This is a genomic window from Mesorhizobium intechi (genome assembly GCF_002879535.1).
GTDB classification, from domain to species: Bacteria; Pseudomonadota; Alphaproteobacteria; order Rhizobiales; family Rhizobiaceae; genus Mesorhizobium; species Mesorhizobium intechi.
In genome coordinates this window covers 1-19,887 of record NZ_PNOT02000371.1, presented here as the reverse complement: position 1 = coordinate 19,887, position 19,887 = coordinate 1, and the positions used below count along the sequence as shown (strand labels likewise).

The following is a 19,887-nucleotide window of genomic DNA, read 5'->3' as shown; positions in this document are numbered from 1 at the left end:
GGCATGATTATATGGTGGGGAAACGAGTTCCCTCAATGCGCTTTCCGCCCGCCTTTCTCGACGAGATCCGCGACCGCGTGCCGATTTCATCCGTTGTCGGCCAGCGCGTCGCGTGGGATCGCAGGAAGACCAACGCGTCGCGTGGCGATTTTTGGGCCTGCTGCCCATTCCATGGCGAGAAGAGCCCGTCGTTCCACTGCGAGGACAAGAAGGGCCGCTATCATTGTTTCGGCTGCTCGGTCTCTGGCGATCATTTCAAATTCCTGACCGAACTCGACGGAATGAGTTTCCCCGAAGCGGTCGAAAAGATCGCCGACATGGCCGGCGTGCCGATGCCGGTGCGCGACGCCCAGGAAGAGCGGCGCGAGAAGGAACGCGCCAGCCTGACCGACGTCATGGAGATGGCGACCGCCTTCTTCCAGGAGCGGCTGCAGGGGCCCGAGGGGGCAAAGGCCCGAGCCTATCTCAGGGACCGCGGGCTGACGCCGGCCACGCAGCAGTCGTTCCGACTGGGCTACGCGCCGGACAGCCGCAATGCGCTGAAGGAGCATCTCGCGGCAAAGGGCGTGCCGAAGGCCGATATCGAAGCCTGCGGGCTGGTGCGTCATGGCGACGACATTCCAGTCTCCTATGACTGGTTCCGCGACCGCGTCATGTTCCCGATTCCGGATTCGCGCGGCAAGATCATCGCCTTTGGCGGCCGGGCGCTGGCGCCCGATGCGCCGGCCAAATACATGAACTCGCCCGACACCGAGCTCTTCCACAAGGGCAACGTGCTCTACAATTTCGCCCGTGCGCGCAAGGCGCTGGCCAAGGGCGGCACGGTGATCGCCGTCGAAGGCTATATGGATGTCATCGCGCTGGCGCAGGCCGGCTTCGAGAATGCCGTGGCGCCGCTGGGCACAGCGCTTACCGAAAACCAGCTTGAATTGCTGTGGCGCATGGCGCCCGAACCGATGCTGTGCTTCGACGGCGACAAGGCCGGGTTGAAGGCGGCATGGCGTGCAGCCGATCTTGCGCTGCCGTCGGTGCAGGCTGGGCGCTCGGCGCGTTTTGCGCTGCTGCCGGAGGGCAAGGATCCCGACGACCTCGTCAAGGCCGAAGGGCCGGACGCGTTCCGCGCGGTGCTTGCCGATGCGCGGCCGCTGGTCGACCTGTTGTGGATGCGCGAGACAGCTGGCGGTGTCTTCGACACGCCGGAGCGGCGGGCGGAACTGGGAAAGACGCTGCGGGAGTTGACCAGCCGCATCCGCGACGAAAGCACGCGCTATCACTACCAGCAGGAAATGCGCGAGCGGGAAAAGAGCTTCTTCGGCTCGCAACGCGATGCGCGGCAAGGACGCCAGGACTGGAAACCGGGGCAGGGCAAGGCAGCCGCGCCTGGTGGCCAATTCGCCAAGCCTGGTGGCGGTCGCATGGCGATCACCGAAAGCCTCGGCCAGTCGGCGCTGGTCAAGCGCGGCAGCGAAGGGATGTCGGTGCGCGAGGCGACGATCATCGTGGCCCTGGTCAACCATCCGGCGCTGATCGACGAGAATTTCGCGCATGTCGAATTTCTCGACCTCGCCAATTCCGAGCTGCAGCGGCTGCACGCCGCCATCCTCGACGCAATGGCGCATGACATGGCCAATGACCGCCATGCCGTGGTGGCGACGATCGAGCGTGCCGGCTGCGCCGATATCTGGGAGCGCGCCGTCGGCCTGATCCGGCGGGCGCGGCAATGGCCGGCGCTGGAGACGGCAGCCCTCGACGACGCCCGTGACGCTCTGAACCAGGCGCTGCACTTGCAGCGCAGCGCGCGCACCTTACATAAGGAGCTGAAACAGGCGGAAGCGGCGCTCGAAGCGGATCCCTCGGACGAAAACTTCCGCCATCTGATCGAAATTCAGGCGCAATTTCAGGATGTGCAGGCGACGGAAGCGCTGATCGAAGGATTCGGCGTTTCGTCGGGCAGGGCCGGGCGAGCCTAAGTGCAGTTGAGTACAGGAATGCGAGCGTGGCCGGGCTTCCCAGCGGAGCAAGGCGCGCTAAGTCGGGTAATTGATTCGCTTTTTTCATGCGAATCATGCCAGAGGCGCTTGACCTTCAGGCAGAATGGCGGAATCAGGACGATTCGAAACGTTAACCCGCACCCGCGCCGACGGGAGATGAGCGATGTGAGGTACTGGTCACTGGACAGGCAGGCAGCCTGCCACAGATATCAGGGTTAATCTGGACTTAACGATCAATGAAGTTAGTGGCCCGGTGAAGCGCGTTTCAAAACGAGCCTATCCGATTTGACTGGTCCGACAGCTTACGTGGCCCCCATGCCCGGCCGCTAGGAGAAGATAAAAATTATGGCGACTAAGGAAAAGGAAGAGGTCGAGACCGAACGCGAAGGCGCCACCGATGGCCCTCTGCTCGACCTTTCCGATGATGCTGTCAAGAAGATGATCAAGGCCGCCAAGAAGCGCGGCTATGTCACGATGGACGAGCTGAATTCGGTGCTGCCTTCCGAGGAAGTGACCTCCGAGCAGATCGAGGACACGATGGCGATGCTGTCCGACATGGGCATCAACGTCGTCGAGGATGACGAACAGGGCGAAGAGGCCGAGGCCGGCGACACCGCCGCCGACGCCGAGGAAGACGCCAACGAGCTGGCCGAACAGACTGGCACGGCGGTCGCCGCCACCACCACCAAGAAAGAGCCGACCGACCGCACCGACGATCCGGTGCGTATGTATCTGCGCGAGATGGGGTCGGTCGAGCTGCTGTCGCGCGAGGGCGAAATCGCCATTGCCAAGCGTATCGAAGCCGGCCGCGAGACGATGATCGCGGGCCTGTGCGAAAGTCCGCTGACCTTCCAGGCCATCATCATCTGGCGCGACGAGCTCAACGAATCCAAGATCCTGCTGCGCGAGATCATTGATCTGGAAGCGACCTATGCCGGCCCCGAGGCCAAGCAGGCGCCGGTGGTCGAGCGCATCGAGGAGGCGCCGAAGGCCGACGAAAAGCCGCGCCGCGGGCGCGACGATGAAGACGACATCACCAATGTCGGCGCCGATACGCGTGGCATCGGGGACGATGACGAGGAAGACGAGGACGAGGCAAGCCTGTCGCTGGCGGCGATGGAAGCCGAACTGCGTCCGCAGGTGATGGAGACGCTCGACGTCATCGCCGACACCTACAAGAAGCTGCGCAAGCTGCAGGACCAGCAGGTCGAGAACCGTCTGGCCGCGGCCGGCACGCTGTCGCCCAGCCAGGACCGCCGGCTGAAGGAGCTGAAGGACCAGCTGATCAAGGCGGTGAAGTCGCTGTCGCTCAACACGGCGCGCATCGAGGCGCTGGTCGAGCAGCTCTACGACATCAACAAACGCCTGGTGCAGAATGAGGGCAAGCTGTTGCGCCTCGCCGAAAGCTATGGCGTGCGCCGCGAGGAGTTCCTGAAGGAATATCAGGGTTCCGAACTCGACCCCAACTGGACGCGCGCGATCGGCAATCTGACCTCGCGCGGCTGGAAGGAATTCACCAAGAACGAGAAGGATGCGATCAAGGACCTGCGCGCCGAGATCCAGCACCTGGCCACTGAAACGGCGATCTCGATCCTGGAATTCCGCAAGATCGTCAACCAGGTGCAGAAGGGCGAGCGCGAAGCGGCGATCGCCAAGAAGGAAATGGTCGAGGCCAATCTGCGCCTCGTCATCTCGATCGCCAAGAAATACACCAATCGCGGCCTGCAGTTCCTCGACCTGATCCAGGAAGGCAATATCGGCCTGATGAAGGCGGTCGATAAGTTCGAATACCGCCGCGGCTACAAGTTCTCGACCTACGCGACATGGTGGATCCGGCAGGCGATCACGCGTTCGATCGCCGACCAAGCGCGCACCATCCGCATTCCGGTGCACATGATCGAGACGATCAACAAGATCGTGCGCACCTCGCGCCAGATGTTGCACGAGATCGGCCGCGAACCGACGCCGGAGGAACTGGCCGAAAAGCTCGCCATGCCGCTCGAAAAAGTGCGCAAGGTGCTGAAGATCGCCAAGGAGCCGATCTCGCTCGAGACGCCGGTCGGCGACGAGGAGGATTCGCACCTGGGCGATTTCATCGAGGACAAGATGGCAATCCTGCCGATCGACGCCGCGATCCAGGCCAATCTGCGCGAGACCACGACGCGCGTTCTGGCCTCGCTGACGCCGCGCGAGGAGCGCGTTCTGCGCATGCGCTTCGGCATCGGCATGAACACCGACCACACGCTGGAAGAAGTCGGCCAGCAGTTCTCGGTCACCCGCGAGCGTATCCGCCAGATCGAAGCCAAGGCGCTGCGCAAGCTCAAGCACCCGAGCAGGTCGCGCAAGCTGCGCAGCTTCCTCGACAGCTGAGGCACACCGACAGCAAGAAAAAGGGCGCCCACGGCGCCCTTTTTCGTTTGCGGCACGCGCTCTTGCGGGTTGCACCCATCGGGAGGATAATTTCCAGGTCGGATGCATTTTCTGGGCGACAACCCGGATGCCCGCCCCGGCGAAGACGCCGTGCTCCGTGGCCCCGGAGGGAGGTGTGCCATGACAAGCTACATCGTGCTGATGAACTGGACGGAGCAGGGTGCCAAGAATGTGCGCGATTCACCGAAGCGGCTCGATGCCGCCAGGAGGCAGCTGGGCGACATGGGCGGCACGTTCAAGGCGTTCTACCTGACGATGGGTGAATACGACATGGTGGCGGTGGTCGAAGCGCCCGACGATGCGGTCCTGGCGCGTTTCTCGCTGATGCTGGCGGCGGCCGGCAACATCCGGACGCGGACGCTGAAAGCCTTCCCCGAATTCGCCTACCGCGAGATCATCTCGTCGCTTGGATAGCAAGCGGCGGGTTCGAAAGCGACGACAAGGCACCCGGCCTGACGGCGCTTCGCCGCAGGACAGGACGCTTTGGCGTGATAGACTGCCGCCGGGGATCGCGATGAAGAAAGTCTCGACACTGAATGCCACTCTCTATTTGATACTGTCGGTGTCGTTCGCCGCCGGCGCCGCCGCGCAAAAACCGCTCGGCATGGCCAATCCGGCATCCGTCCATTGCGGCGAGATCGGCGGGCGCCTGGTGAACAGGAAGGACAAGGCCGGCAACGAATACGGGTTTTGCCGGCTGCCCAATGGGCGCCTGTGCGAAGAGTGGGCACTGTTTCGCGACAACAAATGCGTCAGGCCAAAGGCGGCCAAGCGCGGCAAATGACCTGCGCGCTACGCGCTATCATAGGGGTGAGATGATGTCCGAAACACGTTCGCATCTTTGGCCCGGCGTGCCGCTCGCCCTTGGCTCGGCCGCATTGTTCGGGGCGACACCGCCGCTTTCCAAGCTGCTGCTCGATGCCGTGAACCCCTTCATGCTGGCCGGCCTGCTCTATCTCGGCGCCGGTCTCGGACTCGCTCTCTATCGCTTGCTTCGAGGCAAGCAGGCGGCGGCTGGCGAAGCGCAACTGGCCGCACGGGATATCCCGTGGCTGGCGCTGGCAATCGGCATGGGTGGCATCCTGGGGCCGGTGCTGTTGATGTTCGGCCTCAGCCTCAACACGGCATCCAGTTCAGCGCTGATGCTCAACCTGGAAGGGCTGGCGACCATGGCGATCGCCTGGCTCGTCTATCGCGAGAATGTCGACCGGCGTCTGCTTTTTGGCGCCTTCGCCATTCTGGCGGGCGCGGTGCTGTTGTCATGGGACGGCGGCGGCGTTGCTTTCAACCAGGGCGCCCTGCTGGTGGCGGGGGCTTGCGTGGCCTGGGGGCTGGACAACAATTTCACGCGCAGGATTTCAGCCACCGACCCCGTGGTGATCGCCATGCTGAAAGGCCTGGTGGCGGGTGCGGCCAATGTCGCATTGGCGCTTGCCGCCGGGGCCCCGTTTCCCACGATGTCGATCGTCGCGGCCACCGCCGCGGTCGGCTTCCTCGGCATCGGCGTCAGCCTGGCGATGTTCATCCTGGCGCTGCGCCATCTCGGGACGGCGCGCACTGGCGCCTATTATTCGCTCGCTCCGTTCATCGGCGCGCTGCTGGCCATCGTCATGCTGGGCGATGCCGTCACTCTCAAACTGCTGGTCGCGGGACTTCTGATGGCCGTCGGCCTGTGGCTGCATCTATCGGAACGCCATGAGCACGAGCACGATCATGAGGCGCTGGAACACGAGCACAGCCATGTGCATGACGAGCACCACCAGCACGATCATGACGGGCCAGTGAGCGAGCCGCATTCGCATTGGCACCGGCATGCGCCGATGCGCCACCGGCATCCGCATTATCCGGACCTGCACCATCGGCATAGCCATGGCTGAGCATGCCAACATCATGCTCAAGCAAACATCCAAGCCTGAACTGACCGTTTGGTACAACACGCGATGCCCTGTCTGCGATGCGGGCGTCAGCTGGCAAAAGCGGCGGCTGGTCGAAGCGGTCAAGGCGGGGCGGATCGAGTTTCGCGACATCAATCTGGAACCGGCGGCACTTGGCCGTTTCGGCGCATCGCTGGAGGACATCCGCCGCAGGCTGCACGCCACCGACACGACCGGCAGGCTGCTGGTCGGCGCCGATGTCGCGATTGCCATATGGCGGGCGACACCTGGCGAGGGCTGGCTGGCCGCGCTTTTCGGCAGTCCGATGGCCTTGCCGCTGACACGCTTTGCCTATGACCGCTTCGCCGACCTGCTCTACGCCTGGAACCGGCGCAAGGGCCGCTGGTAGCCCTTGTCTTGCATGTCGCCTCTCGTAGCATTGACTTCAATCAATGCTGCCCCGCTCGATACCACCGACTATGGAACCATCACTTTTGATGAGGGTCTGGGATGGAGAAGATCGACTTCAAAAAGATCATGAAGGCGTTCTGGCAGCCTCCCGCTGGTGTGTTTTCCCTGGTCGATGTTCCCAAGCTGCAGTTTGCGATGATCGACGGCAAGGGTGACCCGAATACCTCCGAAGAATACCGGCATGCGATCGAATGGCTCTTCTCGGTGAGCTATCCCCTGAAGTTCATGTCGAAGAAGGAGTTCGGCAAAGATTATGGCGTGGCTCCTTTGGAAGGCCTCTGGTGGGCCGAGGACATGTCGAGCTTCCTGACGGGCGATAAGGATCTCTGGTCGTGGACCATGATGATCATGCAGCCGGACTGGATCCCAGCCGAAATGTTCGAGGCGGCGCTCGAAAAGGCGCGCGCGAAGCTCGGCCAGCGGCCCGAAAGTCTCAGATTGCAGTCCTTTCACGAAGGGCTGGCGGTGCAGATCATGCATATCGGACCCTATAGCGCGGAAGGGCCCACGATCCTGCGCCTGCATGAGGAATTCCTGCCCGCCAACGGTCTCGTCGAAAGTGGGAAGCACCACGAGATCTACCTGGGTGACCCTCGCAAGGCGGCACCAGAAAAACTGAAAACGGTGATCCGCCAGCCGGTCAAGAAACGATAGACCTGACGACACCGCAGGTCGAAGCGGCTTGAAGGTACCTTCGAGCCTGATGTCAGACGCTTGCGCAGTGGTCGTCGACCCGCGAAGCGCCTTCTAAACTAGCCGCGTGTCCGGCGAAATCAAGCTCTGGCTCCACATTCCGATACATCGTAAGATATATCTTGACTCCAAGCGGGTCGACACGTAATTAAGATATATCGTAAGATAGAACTCACGGAGCAATCATGCACAAACACAGTCATTTCGGCGAGCGCATGTTCATGCACATGGCCGGCAAATTCGGTGGTAGAGGGGGCGGCGGCTTTGGCCCGTTCGGCCATGGCGGTCGCGGCGGCGGACGCGGTGGCCCGGGCGACATGTTCCGCGCCGGCCGCATGCTGGCCGACGGCGACCTCAAGCTGATCACGCTGTCGCTGCTGGCCGAGGCGCCGCGCCATGGCTACGACATCATCAAGGCGCTGGAAGAGCGCACCAGCGGCATCTACAGCCCGAGCCCGGGCGTGGTCTACCCGACGCTGACCTTCCTGGAAGAGGCCGGCTATGCCGTCTCGTCGAGCGAAGGCAACAAGAAGGTGTTTTCCATCACCGAGGCCGGGCAGGCGCATCTTGCCGACAATCGCGAGATGATTGACGGCGTGCTCGATCACCTCGAGCGCTTCGGCCGCAAGATGGCCAAGGCGCGGGAATGGTTTGGCTGGAACGATGATGGCGAGGACCGCCGCGGTGGCCGGGGCGGGCGTTCGGAAACGCGCGACGAATTCCGCGCCATCCGCCACCGCCTGCGCGCGGCGCTGGGCGACATCGTCGATGCCCCGGCCGAAAAGCAGGCCGAGGCGATCGCCATTCTCGAAGCCGCGGCGGAAGCGCTGGAAGCGCTGACGCACCGCTGATCGAGGGGCAACAAAATACATGAAAAAAAGCCCGGGGCGTGAACTGACCCCCGAAGGTTGTGTCCAACTTTCGGGGGTCAGTGCAGCGCCCCGGGCTTTTTGCGTCGGCGCAGATGCGGATCGTTCCTTGCCGACATACTCCCTGATGAGCTTTTCGTTGCGGGCCTTGACCAGGTTCGCCAGGCTGCCCGCGGGCTTCGCTGAGCGTGCGGCTTTCGAGACCGGCGTGACGTCGTTCAAGCTGGTCAAGAAAGGCCTGCTCGGCTCGCTGGCGTACGATCAGCCTGGCAAGCGTCTGCTTGGCGGCCGCAAGCCCGTCTCGGCGTCGAGGATCGGCTGCGCCCGACGGTCGATGGCGAAGCGATCCTTCAAGCCATCCTCAGCCCTTGCACTGGCGCCGTCGGGCAAAGTTCTGAACAGGCCAAGCATGGTTTTGAACGCTGTTCACGGAATCCCGGATGTGGTAAACGGCGGGACGATCGTGGTTCGAACGGCCCGGGCGAAGGCACGGGCATCCACAAGGACAAGCATGGCGCTGGACAGGGAAGAAATAGGCGAGCGGGTGCTGGCGATTGCCGAGGTGCTGCTCAACGAGGGTGGCATGGACAATCTGAAGGCCAGGACCATCGCCGAGCAAGCGGGCATATCGGTCGGCTCGGTCTACAATCTGTTTTCCGATCTCGACGGCGTGCACCGTGCCGTCAACATGCGGCTGCTCGACCGGCTGGGCGCGGCAGGGGCCGCGGCGATGGCCGATCTTTCCCAGCGCGGCATCACAGATGTGCGCCAGCGCCTGCTGGCGCTGGCAGGCGCCTATGTGGGCTTCGTCGAGGCGCATCCGGGCAGCTGGCCGGCGCTGCTTGCGTTCAACAGGCGACGTCCGGCCCTGACCGAGCCGGATGCCTATGAGGCGCGGCTCGACCAGCTGTTCGAGATCATTGCCGGCGTGCTCGCCGGCGGCGATTTCGACCTTGACGACGACACCCGCCGGATCGCCGCGCGCACGCTGTGGTCAAGCGTGCATGGCATCGTCACCAGCGGCTACGCCGGCAGGTCCGTTCGTCGGCAGGCCGACGAGATCGACCAGCAGATCGAGCTGCTGGTCGCCGTCTTCATCCGGGGGCTGGAACGCGGCGGCACATTCGCGCATGCCGGGACAACAGCGTCGTGAATCGAAACGTTGAAGGCTTGCGGGCATTCGGCAAGCGCTACCGGCGTTGAAATAGACGGTCTTCGTCTGCTCACCATTGTGGGCTCGTCGCGGATCGGCTGCATTCCAAACGCTGCTGAGCAACTGGCTCGACATTGAGGGTTGACGCGTCGCGCGGATTCGCGAACGTGGCCGATCGGGGCAACGAAGAGCCGGATGATGACGACAGTCAACTATTCAACCCCCGCAGCGCGGGAATTGTATCTCGATCTCCTGGTCAGGATATTGCTCAACACCATTTACCAGGATCCCGCGATCAACCCGGGGGTTCGGCCGATGGTGGTCGAGCCGTTCAACCCGAAAACCCGCGCGATCGGCAAGGATTGGCCAACGCAGGCTCACACGATGGTCGGCCAGGCGCGTCTCGAGAGCTTGCGCGATCTGTCACAGCAGGTGCTGGACGACGGCATCGTCGGCGACTTCATCGAAACGGGCGTCTGGCGCGGTGGCTGCTGCATCCTGATGCGCGGCGTTCTTGCCGCGAACCAGATCCATGACCGCAAGGTCTATGTCGCGGACTCGTTCGCCGGCCTGCCGGCGCCAAACGAACAGCTCTATCCCCGGGATACCGGATGGGACCTGCACGTGTTCAAGGAGCTGGCCGTCCCGCTGGAGACGGTCAAGGACAATTTCTCACGCTACGGGCTGCTCGACGAGCAGGTGGTGTTCGTGGAAGGGATGTTCGGCGACACGCTGCCGTCGCTGTCGGCCGGGCCGTTCGCTCTGCTGCGGCTCGACGGCGATCTGTACGAGTCGACTATTGTGGCGCTGAATTCCCTTTACCCCAAGTTGTCCCAGGGCGGTGTTGTCATCATCGATGATCGCGCCCTCGATCCATGCCAGCGCGCGGTGATCGATTTTCGCGATCAACACGGCATCACGGCACCGATGCAGGAGGTGGACTGGACCGGATCCTGGTGGCGCAAGGAATGAGGGTATCTTCCTTTTGCGCAATTCCAAGGGCAAGCGCTACGCGCTTTCCCCGGGAAAACCGCTTCACACTTTTCCTGGAATTGTTCTAGCGAACGCGACGGAGATAGCCGTTGACGTTCCACGTCACATTGGTGCCGAAGTGGTCGCAAAGGGCCGTATCGATTTCATAATCCTGTCCACGATCGCTCAAGAACAGCTCGACCGCACGGCGCGGGCCGCCCATCAGTCCGGCGACATACGCTGGGTCATAGAGATCGTCGACAATACCATCCTCGACGACAATATACTCTCCGGCAACCAGCCAACGATCGAAGAAGCGCAGCACGGCAAGCGTCGTCTCGCAATGATGGTCCGCGTCCTCGATGACGAACATCGGTCTGGGGAGGGTCTCGACCAGATCCGCCGGTAAGGCTGCCGCCAGGTTGCGGCCATCGCCACGATGAAACGTCACGCCCGGCACGCTGATCGAGGGCGGCATGATGTCGATCGAGTGAATGACGCAGTCGACGCCGAAGCTGCGCAGTATATCGGCGAACCAGAGCGCGCTGCCGCCCCATTTGGAGCCTATTTCGATCAATGTCCGTGGCTTCTGCTGCCAAAGCAGCATTTGGTACAGCGCCAGATCGAATGGATTTTTGTAGGTGGGCACGCCCTTGTAGGTGTAGCGCATCGTGCCGTCTTGAATCCTGGCAAGCGGTGCACCAAGCAATGCACTTCCAGTGGCAAGACGTTCAATCATACGGTTGTCCTTCAAGCCGACGTCAAACCCGATCATCCGTGACACAGCGTGGGCGGGACACTCTTCCACTGGCGGTTCAGAAGATACTGTCGAAGAACCTCGTTGGCCATGAGCGGCTTACTGGTACGAAATATCGCCATCCATATTCAAGGACATTCATGGCAGGCAGCGGTATGTTGCCGGTCGCGACGGAATCCCATCCGCCGGCAACACAGAACCGGTCGCCAGGACAGGGGCGGAACAGCGGGAGGGGGCTGGAACGCGGCGGCACATTCGCGCATGCTGGGCAACAGCTTCGTGAATCGCGAACAGGGCCGTGATCGCAGGGCGAACAAGGAGATTTGAGCCATGTCTTTTTTGAAACGTCTTTTCGGCGGTGGCGGCGGTGAAGCGGCCGAGCCCAAGAGTGCCGCACCGGCCAAGCAGGTCGAGCACAAGGGTTTCCTGATCAGCGCCACGCCCTACAAGAACGATGGCCAGTACCAGACCTGCGGCATCGTCTCCAAGGAGATCGACGGCGTGGTGAAGGAGCACAAGTTCATTCGCGCCGACCGCTTCGCCGGCCTTGACGACGCCGTCGACATCTCGATCAAGAAAGGCATCCAGCTGGTCGATGAACAGGGCGAGCGGATTTTCGGCTAGACTTGGCCACGTGGCGCCTGCATAAATCCAGCTTATCACCACCCCTCATTTTTGAAGACGTTACAGGGTCATTCGCCATCTGTAGCTTCAACGCTACAGACGGGGAATGACTGGGATTTGGCGGGTCGATGCAGACACATGCGCGGGTGGTGATTGTTGGTGGCGGGTGCGTCGGCGCGGGCATCCTCTACGGCCTGGCCAAGCGCGGCTGGATCGACGTCGCGCTGCTCGAACGCACGCAACTGACCGCCGGCTCGACCTGGCATGCGGCCGGTCTCGTCCCGTCCTATGCCCGCAACATCAATATCGGCCGGATGATCAACAAGACCATCGAGATCTATGAAGGGCTCGAGGCCGAGACCGGGCAGCCTGTCGGCTGGCACAAATGCGGCCAGTTGCGGATCGCCAATTCGAGGGACCGGCTCGACGAATACAAGAGCTATATGAGCGTGGCCGACGTTCAGGGCATGCGGGCGCACTTGCTGTCGCCGGCGGAGGCGAGAGCGCTCTGCCCGCTTCTCGACAACAAGCATATGCTCGGCGCGCTCTATCATCCCGATGACGGCCATATCGCACCGGCCGACGTGACCCATGCCATGGCCAAGGGCGCGCGGGATCTGGGCGCCAGGATCCATCTGAACACGGAGGTCACCGGCTTTCAGCGGACGACCGGCGGCGAATGGCGGGTCCAGACGAACAAGGGCGACCTCATTTGCGAACATGTGGTCTGCGCGACCGGCAACTACGCGCGCCAGACCGGCGCGCTGCTCGGCCTCGACATCCCCGCCATCCCGATCCTGCACCAGTACTGGATCACCGAGCCCGTGCCGGAGATCGTCGAGCGCAAAAAGCAGGGACGTGCCGAAATGCCGATCCTGCGCGACGAGGACTTCGAGGGCTATCTGCGCGAGGAGGGCGACGGGTTCATGTTCGGGCCCTACGAGCGCACCGAACACCTCAAGCTGTTCGCCGAGGACGGCGTTCCCGCCTGGTTCGGCGCCGATCTCGTCGAAGAGGATTTCGACGCGGTAGCTTGGAACTGGGAGCAGGCAACGCAACTCGTGCCGGCGCTGGGACGTGCCGGGATCAAGGCCAATGTCCGCGGCCCTTTCCAAATGACGGCGGACGAGCTTCCGCTGATGGGGCCGGCCTGGGGCCTGCCCAATGTGTGGCTGGCCGAGGGCGTGCCGGGCGGCATATTGTGGGGCGGCACGATCGGCTACTATCTGTCCGAGAGGATCGTCGAGGGCGGCAACAGCCTCGACACTTCCGATCTCGACCCACGCCGCTTCGGCGACTATGCCAACAAGGCCTGGACGCGCGAGAAGGTCCGCGAGGCCTGGGGCACGCATGCCGAGCAAAAATATCCGGGGCAGGACATGCCCGCCGCCCGCCCGCAGAAGACTGCTCCATCCTACGCGCGGCTGACCGAGCTGGGTGCGGTCTGGGGCGTGCTCAACGGTTGGGAAATGCCCAACTGGTTTGCGCCCAACGGCGTCGCGGCCAAGGACCAGTACAGCTGGCGCTGGACCGAAAAGGGCGTCTTCGTTGGCGAGGAGGTACAGGCGGTGCGCAACGCCGTCGGCCTGGTCGAGATGACGCCGATGACCAAGTTCGAGATTTCGGGGCCGAACGCGGCAGCCTGGCTCGACACCATCCTCGCCAACCGCCTGCCGGCAACCGGCCGGGCGGTGCTGGCGCATCACCTGACCGCTGCCGGCGGCGTACAGGCCGAATATATGGTGGCGCGCCTTGGCGACGACAGTTTCTACCTGATTTCGACGCCGCGTGCCGAACGCTGGAATTTCGACGATCTCTCAAGGCTGCTTCCCACCGACGGCGGCGTCAGCCTGAAGAACGTCACCGACGAGCGCGGCTGCTTCACGGTCGTCGGGCCGAAGGCGCGAGAGGTTCTGCAACCACTCACCGAGATCGACCTGTCGAATGCGGGCTTTCCCTGGTTCGGCGTGAAGACCGGCAGCGTGGCGCTTGCCAGCGACGTGCGGCTGCTCCGCGTCAACTACGAGGGTGAGCTCGGCTGGGAACTCTATCATCCCATGGCCTACCAGCGGCAATTGCTCGACGCGATCCTGAGCGAGGGCGAGAAGCACGGCATGCGGCTCGTCGGGCTGCATGCGCTGGAATCGCTGCGGCTGGAGAAATCCTATCGCGCCATGTATCGCGACATGAATCCCGAACTCAACGCGCTGGCGAGCGGGCTCGAACGCTTCATCCGCCTCGACAAGAGCGATTTCGTCGGCCGCGACGCGGTCCTGAAATACAAGGCGAGGAACGACCAGTGCCGGTCGGTGACGCTCAGAATAGAGACCGACGGCGCCAGCACACTTGCCAGCGAGGGCCTTTATATCGGCGGCGAACTGGTCGGCCGCATAACGTCGGGCGGCTATGCCTACACGCTCGGGCACGATGTGGCGCTGGCGCTGTTGCCCGAGCGTCTCTGCAGGCCCGGCACCAAGCTCGACGTCGCCATTCTGGGGGAATGGAAGACCGCTGAGATCATCACGGATTCGCCCTATGATCCCTCTTCGGCCAGGGCGCGGATGTAACGCGCAGCAGACGTGAGCGAAGCTATCGGGGGCACGCTTCCAGCTTCCGTTGTCTCTTGCATAGGATTGTTCACTTCCAGCGACATCGTTGCTGCACTGCACAACAACACGCTTGCGCAGGGATGGACGAGAGGCGAATGCTCCGTTCGGGGCTCTTAGTCCGAAAAACTCACGCTGACGCCGCGCTGGCGAAAATAGGCCTGCATCAACTTGCGGCCCGAGCGGTTGCTTTGCGCCAACTTGGCCGGATCGAACACCGCCTGTTTCATCCCCTCGCGTGCCAGCGCGGCCTTGAGGTTCGCGATGTGTGCGTCGATGTCGGCATTGTCCGCCCGAAGCGATGCATAGATACTCTCGGTCGCCTCGGCCACGGTCAGTTCGCTCACAGCTGTCGTCCTCTTGTTGATTGGGCGGCGGCTTAGCACAGATTCGCGGCTCCGCGATACCGATGCGTATCGGCCGGACCGGTCAGCCACAGGGATCCGATCAGGGCGGCGCTAAGCCTGGCCATTCCTGGCCGACTTCGCCAGTTCCTGTTCCAGATCCACCAGTTCCTTGCCGCCGGCCATCAGGTTGAGCAGCTGGTCGCGGGTGATTTCGCCCTTGGCGTAAGTGCCGGTGCTTCTGCCGCGCTTCAACAGGGTGAAGCGGTCGCCGACGACATAGGCGTGGTGGACGTTGTGGGAAATGAAGATGACGCCGATGCCGCGAGCCTTGGACTGCACGATGAGCTTCAGCACCACGGATGCCTGGTGGACACCCAGCGCCGAGGTTGGCTCGTCGAGGATCAGCACCTTGGCGCCGAAATAGACGGCACGCGCAATGGCCAGGCATTGCCGTTCGCCGCCCGACAATGTGCCGACCGGCTGTTCGGGATCGCGCAGCTGGATGCCCATCGCCTGCATCTCGTCATAGGCGGTGCGGTTGGCGAAGTCGGCGTCGAACTGGCTGATCGGTCCGAACTTGCGCATCGGCTCGCGGCCGAGGAAGAAGTTGCGCGCCACGCTCATCAGCGGCACCAGCGCCAGGTCCTGGTATACGGTCGCGATGCCGCTGTCGCGCGTATCGGCGGGCGAGGAAAACCTTGTTGGCTTGCCCTGGACGCGGATCTCGCCTTCGTCGGGCGTGTAGACGCCGGACAGCGTCTTGATCAGCGTCGACTTGCCGGCGCCATTGTCGCCGAGCAGGCAGTGCACCTCGCCGGGACAGACGTCGAAGGACACGTCCTTCAGGGCGACGACCGAGCCGAAATACTTGCTGACCGATTTTAGTTCGACATAGGGCTCGGCCATCACCGGCTCCTCATGGCGCGGTTGCGCACATAGCTGTTGAACAGCACCGCGATGACCATCATGGCGCCCATGAACAGCTTGAACCAGTCGGTGTCGATGCCGGTGTAGAAGATGCCCATCTGCACCACGCCGAAGATCAGGGCGCCGAACATGGCGCCGATGGCCGACCCGTAGCCGCCGGTGAGCAGCGTGCCGCCGATGACGACGGCGATGATGGCCTCGAATTCCTTCTGCGTGCCGCGCAACGTATCGGCGGAGCCGGTGACCAGCACCTGGATCGCCGCGAACAGGGCGGCCGCGAGTGCCGTCATGACGAAGAGCGTGATCTTGGTGCGCGCCACCGGCACGCCGAGATTGCGCGCGGCATTGGCTTCGCCGCCGGCTGCAAAAATCCAGTTGCCGAAGCGGCTGCGCGTCAAGAGCCAGGTGCATGCCAGCGTCAGCACGATCCACCACACGATCGACACCGGAATGCCTGATATCGACGGCATTCCGTCCGCCCGCTTGCCGATCAGGCCGAGATTGGCAAGCCAGGCGATGAGGCCGGAGAACACCTGGCCAGAGAACAGGCTGTTGAGCGGATCGTTCTGCGCCAGCTCGTGCACGCCCGACACCTGCGTCCGCCCTGAAATGCCGCGCGTGAGGCCGAGCGTGAGGCCACGCAGCATGAACAGGCTGCCGAGCGTCACGATGAAGGAAGGCAGGCCGGTCCTGACGACGGCGAGCCCGTTCAGCGCCCCGATGCCGCTGCACACGGCGAAGGTGAACAGCAGCGAAAGCCAGATCGGCCAGCCCCAGAACACGGCAGGGATGGCGATGAGGATGCCGGCAAAGCCGATCATCGAGCCGACCGACAGATCGAACTCGCCGGCGATCATCAAGAGGGCCACGGGTGCGGCGAGAATGCCAAGCTGGGCCGAGACTTCCAGGAAGTTGACGATGCCCTTGGCGCTGAACAGTCCCGTGCTTCCCGCCGTGATGGCGAAGAACACGAAGACCAGCACGGTGCCGGCCGCCGCGCCGAGCTCCGGCCTGCTGAGCAGGCGGCTGAGGCGTGAGACGGATCGGACCCGCTCGTCGCGAATCTCTGAAACCATGGCTGTTTGCCCTTCACCCAAGTAAAAACGGCCGAGGCACGGCCCCGGCCGCCTGTGTTAGCGCTTGCCGAGTTTCGACAGCTCGATGACCGAGGCGGCGGTGTCCTTGGTGACGAAGCCGGGGCCTGTCGGATAGTCGGCGATCGGCATGATCTTGTACTTCTTCCAGAGGTCGAACATCGCGACCGGGATGTAGCCCATGGCATATTGCTGGGCGTCGATGCCCCATTCCATCTTGCCGCCGACAACGGCCTGCAGGATCGTCGGCGAGAGGTCGAACGTGCCGGTCTTCACCTTGCCCGACAGGCCCATTTCATCGAGCGCGGCCAAAGTCGGTTCGGCGCCACTGGCGCCGACGGCGAGGATGAACTGTGTATCGGCATGAGCGGTCATGTAGGCGATCACGCGATTCTTCATTTCGGTCGGGTCAATGACGCCGTTCATCACCGGCACGTCGACGCCCAGACCCTTGGCGAAGCCGGCGCAGCGGTCGTCGAGGCTCGAATTGCCGACCTCGTGGTTGGCGCAGACCGCCTTGGTGAGGCCGAGCGCCTTGATGCGCTCGCCGGCCATGACGCCCGCCTGGAACTCATCCTGCCCCATGAACAGCAGGCCGCCAAGGTCATGGGTGAGTTTCGAGCCGCCGGAATCGATGACGATCACCGGAATACCGGCGGCGACGGCGTTCTTGACCGGAGTTGTAAGGGCAGCCGCATCAGGGATCGAAACGACCATGCCGTCGGGCTTCGAGGCCGCGATGGCGTCGATCATCTGCCCCATCTTGGCCATGTCGAAGGTTTCGGGCGCCAGATATTCGGCCTTGACGCCGAGCGTCTTGGCGGCATCGTCCATGCCGTTCTTGACGACCGACCAGTAGGGGTCGCCGCTCTGGCCATGGGTGACGAACACCACCCGCGTTTCGTCGGCGGTCGCAAGGGTCGTGGCCGCCGCCATCATGGTGAAGCCGGCCAGCAGGCCGAGCGCAGGCTTTACTAATTTCGCAAGCGAAAACATAACAACCTCCTGTTTGTTTTCCGCCGCCGCAATTACGGCCGGCAGTCCAGTTGCCCCTTCATTGCAGTTTCATTTCCTCAGCACTGGTTCCCTGGAGGCCGAATAGTGGCCTCGATTACTCCATGACGGTAAATCCGGCTTGTCGCGCCATGCGCGACAGGTTCTTAAAGCCCATCGTCGCATAGGTCAGCGGATTGGCCTTGTTGGGATCCTGCTCGGCCTCGACGACCAGCCAGCCGCTGTAACCATTGTCGGCCAGCACGCGCAGAATGGCGGGATAGTCGATGAAGCCGTCGCCGGGCACGGTGAAGATCCCGTCCATGACCGCGCCCATGAAACTCATGTCCTCGGCGCGGGCGCGCTCGAGCACGGTCTTGCGGGCGTCCTTGCAGTGCACATGCACGACGCGATCGACCTGCGACTTGATCAAGGCGAGCGGGTCGCCGCCCGAGAAGATCGAATGGCCGGTGTCGTAAAGCAGGCCGACCGCCTCGCCGGTATGCCGCATCAAGAGGCCGACCTCGGCATCAGTCTCGACGATGGTCCCCATATGGTGGTGAAAGGCCATGCGCACGCCGAAGTCCGCCATCCTTTCGGCAAGTGCCGTCAGCTTGCGGCCATAGGCCGGCCATTCTTCCTGGCTCAGGACCGGGCGTTGCGAGATCGGTCCCCAGATGGCGTTGTGGCGCCCGCGCGAGGTGTCGGCATAGACGACATGGGTGGAGCCCATATCCTTCAACAACTGGAGGTGCGGCGTGATCGCATCCATCTCGGCGCCAACATCCCTCTCGTCGCAGCGGCCATCATACCAGCCCGAAATCACCGCGAGGCCATAGCGGTCCATGATCGGCTTCAGTTCGGCCGACCGGCGCGGGAACTTGCCGCCAAGTTCGGTGCCCGCATAGCCGGCCTGCCTGGTTTCGCGGAGGCAGACTTCAAGCGGCGTATCGCCGCCGAGTTCCGGGACGTCATCATTGGTCCAGGTGATCGGATTGATGCCGATGCGAACCGTCACGGGCGAACTCCTGAATGCTTCGATTGCGCAAGATGGTGTCGGGTCAGCCCAGCCAGCAGCATCATGTCTCGGCGCGCATGCTCGGCGGTGTTGCGCACCGCTGAACCATCGACGATCGCCGACCAGAAGCCCTTCAACTCCTCGACGAATGCCTCTTCATAGCCGCTGCGGATGTCGCGGCTGGAAAGCGTGTGGCCGTCGCCGGTGCGGACGGTCAACCGCGTCGGTTGGTGGTTGAGATAGGGCGAGGGGAATTCCAGCTCGAGCGAGGCATCATCGAAGTAGAGCGTGATGCGCTCGCGGTAATCGGGCAGCCCCGACGTGGCGACATGGACCATGTTCCACAGGGCCTGGCCGTCGAGCAACCGCACGGCGCCCTGGCCGGCTTCGCCTTTGGCGAAAAGCGAGGCGCCGACGATGTCGCCATCGGCGACGCCGAGCACGTCGAGCAAACCATGGACGGCGTTCACGTCATGGATGATCGAGGAACAATAGGCGCCGACGAAGCCGCGAAAGGTGTTGGGATCGTCGAGCCCGGGCACCGCGCGGTCGACCTGCTCGCGCTGCCTGGCTTCAGTCGAGGCGATCAGTTCCGCCGCCACGTCGTCGCCCCGGCAAGTCGAGGCGTGCCGGATGAAGGGCCAGGCGTCGGAATCGGTGACCTCGACCGAAATGTAGCGAAGCGTCCGCGCCGTGCCGGGCAGCAAGGTCAGCGCCGCCTCGTAGCTCGGGTCGAAACGCTTCATGTAGCCGACCTGGAGCACCTTTCCGGCGCGATCCCTGGCAGCGATCAGTTCATCGATGTCCTGCGCGCCGTAGCAAAGCGGCTTTTCACAGAAGACATGCAGGCCCCGGGCAAAGGCGGCGAGGCTCTGTTCGCGGTGCAGCGCATCCGGCGAAGCGATGACCACGGCGTCAAGCGGCATGGCGAGCAGCGTGTCGAGATCGGAAAATGTTTCGAGGCCGAATTCCTCGGCGACGAAAGCGCGGACTTTTCGCGACGGATCGTAGACGCCAAGGATCTTGAACTGCCGGTGCAGCTTGAGCAGGTTCGGAATGTGCTCGACC

At 63.2% G+C, this 19,887-nt stretch carries 19 protein-coding genes; 12 read left to right on the top strand and 7 right to left on the bottom strand.

The window, feature by feature from the left end; translation table 11 throughout:
- The first annotated feature begins 35 nt into the window (after positions 1 to 35).
- The 10 genes from dnaG (at position 36) to C1D09_RS31445 (ending at position 10,453) form a co-directional block, all read left to right on the top strand.
- Positions 36 to 1,970, top strand: a complete 1,935-nt coding sequence (gene dnaG / locus C1D09_RS31495) for a DNA primase (protein ID WP_143977843.1) — start codon at positions 36 to 38, stop codon at positions 1,968 to 1,970.
- A 366-nt stretch (positions 1,971 to 2,336) separates the two neighbouring features.
- Entirely contained in the window at positions 2,337 to 4,361 is a 2,025-nt protein-coding gene (gene rpoD / locus C1D09_RS31490) for an RNA polymerase sigma factor RpoD (RefSeq protein ID WP_143977842.1), read from the top strand.
- A 180-nt stretch (positions 4,362 to 4,541) separates the two neighbouring features.
- The gene (locus C1D09_RS31485) at positions 4,542 to 4,835 is read left to right on the top strand and encodes a GYD domain-containing protein (RefSeq protein ID WP_143977841.1); all 294 of its coding nucleotides are present in this window, start codon (positions 4,542 to 4,544) and stop codon (positions 4,833 to 4,835) included.
- A gap of 100 nt (positions 4,836 to 4,935) precedes the next feature.
- The gene (locus C1D09_RS31480; protein WP_143977840.1) at positions 4,936 to 5,205 is read left to right on the top strand and encodes a putative hemolysin; all 270 of its coding nucleotides are present in this window, start codon (positions 4,936 to 4,938) and stop codon (positions 5,203 to 5,205) included.
- Between the two features lie 34 nt (positions 5,206 to 5,239).
- Entirely contained in the window at positions 5,240 to 6,298 is a 1,059-nt protein-coding gene (locus C1D09_RS31475) for a DMT family transporter (protein WP_143977839.1), read from the top strand.
- Entirely contained in the window at positions 6,291 to 6,704 is a 414-nt protein-coding gene (locus C1D09_RS31470; RefSeq protein WP_246135950.1) for a thiol-disulfide oxidoreductase DCC family protein, read from the top strand. The genes C1D09_RS31475 and C1D09_RS31470 overlap by 8 nt, the downstream gene beginning before the upstream one ends.
- A gap of 101 nt (positions 6,705 to 6,805) precedes the next feature.
- Positions 6,806 to 7,420 (top strand): GyrI-like domain-containing protein, encoded by a 615-nt coding sequence (locus C1D09_RS31465; protein ID WP_143977838.1) that lies wholly within the window; start codon positions 6,806 to 6,808, stop codon positions 7,418 to 7,420.
- Positions 7,421 to 7,644: 224 nt separating this feature from the next.
- On the top strand, positions 7,645 to 8,310 hold the full coding sequence (locus C1D09_RS31460) for a PadR family transcriptional regulator (protein WP_143977837.1): 666 nt from the start codon (positions 7,645 to 7,647) through the stop codon (positions 8,308 to 8,310).
- Positions 8,311 to 8,437: 127 nt separating this feature from the next.
- Positions 8,438 to 9,481, top strand: a complete 1,044-nt coding sequence (locus C1D09_RS33985) for a TetR/AcrR family transcriptional regulator (RefSeq protein ID WP_246135949.1) — start codon at positions 8,438 to 8,440, stop codon at positions 9,479 to 9,481.
- Between the two features lie 195 nt (positions 9,482 to 9,676).
- On the top strand, positions 9,677 to 10,453 hold the full coding sequence (locus C1D09_RS31445; protein WP_143977835.1) for a TylF/MycF/NovP-related O-methyltransferase: 777 nt from the start codon (positions 9,677 to 9,679) through the stop codon (positions 10,451 to 10,453).
- Between the two features lie 85 nt (positions 10,454 to 10,538).
- Here C1D09_RS31445 and C1D09_RS31440 read toward each other — a convergent pair whose 3' ends face one another.
- Positions 10,539 to 11,192, bottom strand: coding sequence for a CmcI family methyltransferase (locus tag C1D09_RS31440; RefSeq protein ID WP_246135948.1), 654 nt, complete (start codon positions 11,190 to 11,192; stop codon positions 10,539 to 10,541).
- A gap of 348 nt (positions 11,193 to 11,540) precedes the next feature.
- Between C1D09_RS31440 and C1D09_RS31435 the strand changes: the two genes are divergently transcribed.
- Entirely contained in the window at positions 11,541 to 11,834 is a 294-nt protein-coding gene (locus tag C1D09_RS31435) for an HlyU family transcriptional regulator (RefSeq protein ID WP_095792876.1), read from the top strand.
- A gap of 128 nt (positions 11,835 to 11,962) precedes the next feature.
- Positions 11,963 to 14,401 carry a GcvT family protein gene (locus C1D09_RS31430; RefSeq protein WP_143977834.1) on the top strand — a complete coding sequence of 813 codons (2,439 nt, stop codon included), beginning with the start codon at positions 11,963 to 11,965 and terminating at the stop codon, positions 14,399 to 14,401.
- Between the two features lie 155 nt (positions 14,402 to 14,556).
- On the opposite strand, the gene C1D09_RS31425 is transcribed toward C1D09_RS31430, so the two are convergent.
- From C1D09_RS31425 to C1D09_RS31400, 6 genes are all read right to left on the bottom strand, one after another.
- Entirely contained in the window at positions 14,557 to 14,787 is a 231-nt protein-coding gene (locus C1D09_RS31425) for a hypothetical protein (protein WP_143977833.1), read from the bottom strand.
- A 111-nt stretch (positions 14,788 to 14,898) separates the two neighbouring features.
- Positions 14,899 to 15,693, bottom strand: a complete 795-nt coding sequence (locus tag C1D09_RS31420; protein WP_143977832.1) for an ATP-binding cassette domain-containing protein — start codon at positions 15,691 to 15,693, stop codon at positions 14,899 to 14,901.
- Positions 15,693 to 16,790 (bottom strand): ABC transporter permease, encoded by a 1,098-nt coding sequence (locus tag C1D09_RS31415; RefSeq protein WP_143977831.1) that lies wholly within the window; start codon positions 16,788 to 16,790, stop codon positions 15,693 to 15,695. Before C1D09_RS31415 ends, C1D09_RS31420 begins: the two co-directional genes overlap by 1 nt.
- Positions 16,791 to 16,847: 57 nt before the next feature.
- Positions 16,848 to 17,804: a rhizopine catabolism ABC transporter substrate-binding protein gene (locus C1D09_RS31410; RefSeq protein WP_143977830.1), complete on the bottom strand. Its 957-nt coding sequence runs from the start codon at positions 17,802 to 17,804 to the stop codon at positions 16,848 to 16,850.
- A 115-nt stretch (positions 17,805 to 17,919) separates the two neighbouring features.
- Positions 17,920 to 18,819 carry a myo-inosose-2 dehydratase gene (gene iolE / locus C1D09_RS31405; RefSeq protein ID WP_143977829.1) on the bottom strand — a complete coding sequence of 300 codons (900 nt, stop codon included), beginning with the start codon at positions 18,817 to 18,819 and terminating at the stop codon, positions 17,920 to 17,922.
- Positions 18,816 to 19,887 (bottom strand): Gfo/Idh/MocA family protein (locus C1D09_RS31400; protein ID WP_143977828.1); only part of this gene is annotated, 1,072 nt, incomplete at its 5' end. The genes C1D09_RS31400 and iolE, both read right to left, overlap by 4 nt.

What these genes read in the sequence shown, in the direction of transcription:
- dnaG (WP_143977843.1), top strand. Translation starts at nt 36, where the DNA reads ATGCGCTTTCCGCCCGCCTTTCTCGACGAGATCCGCGACCGCGTGCCG.
- rpoD (WP_143977842.1), top strand. Translation starts at nt 2,337, where the DNA reads ATGGCGACTAAGGAAAAGGAAGAGGTCGAGACCGAACGCGAAGGCGCC.
- C1D09_RS31485 (WP_143977841.1), top strand. Translation starts at nt 4,542, where the DNA reads ATGACAAGCTACATCGTGCTGATGAACTGGACGGAGCAGGGTGCCAAG.
- C1D09_RS31480 (WP_143977840.1), top strand. Translation starts at nt 4,936, where the DNA reads ATGAAGAAAGTCTCGACACTGAATGCCACTCTCTATTTGATACTGTCG.
- C1D09_RS31475 (WP_143977839.1), top strand. Translation starts at nt 5,240, where the DNA reads ATGTCCGAAACACGTTCGCATCTTTGGCCCGGCGTGCCGCTCGCCCTT.
- C1D09_RS31470 (WP_246135950.1), top strand. Translation starts at nt 6,291, where the DNA reads ATGGCTGAGCATGCCAACATCATGCTCAAGCAAACATCCAAGCCTGAA.
- C1D09_RS31465 (WP_143977838.1), top strand. Translation starts at nt 6,806, where the DNA reads ATGGAGAAGATCGACTTCAAAAAGATCATGAAGGCGTTCTGGCAGCCT.
- C1D09_RS31460 (WP_143977837.1), top strand. Translation starts at nt 7,645, where the DNA reads ATGCACAAACACAGTCATTTCGGCGAGCGCATGTTCATGCACATGGCC.
- C1D09_RS31445 (WP_143977835.1), top strand. Translation starts at nt 9,677, where the DNA reads ATGATGACGACAGTCAACTATTCAACCCCCGCAGCGCGGGAATTGTAT.
- C1D09_RS31440 (WP_246135948.1), bottom strand. Translation starts at nt 11,192, where the DNA reads ATGATTGAACGTCTTGCCACTGGAAGTGCATTGCTTGGTGCACCGCTT.
- C1D09_RS31435 (WP_095792876.1), top strand. Translation starts at nt 11,541, where the DNA reads ATGTCTTTTTTGAAACGTCTTTTCGGCGGTGGCGGCGGTGAAGCGGCC.
- C1D09_RS31430 (WP_143977834.1), top strand. Translation starts at nt 11,963, where the DNA reads ATGCAGACACATGCGCGGGTGGTGATTGTTGGTGGCGGGTGCGTCGGC.
- C1D09_RS31420 (WP_143977832.1), bottom strand. Translation starts at nt 15,693, where the DNA reads ATGGCCGAGCCCTATGTCGAACTAAAATCGGTCAGCAAGTATTTCGGC.
- C1D09_RS31415 (WP_143977831.1), bottom strand. Translation starts at nt 16,790, where the DNA reads ATGGTTTCAGAGATTCGCGACGAGCGGGTCCGATCCGTCTCACGCCTC.
- C1D09_RS31410 (WP_143977830.1), bottom strand. Translation starts at nt 17,804, where the DNA reads ATGTTTTCGCTTGCGAAATTAGTAAAGCCTGCGCTCGGCCTGCTGGCC.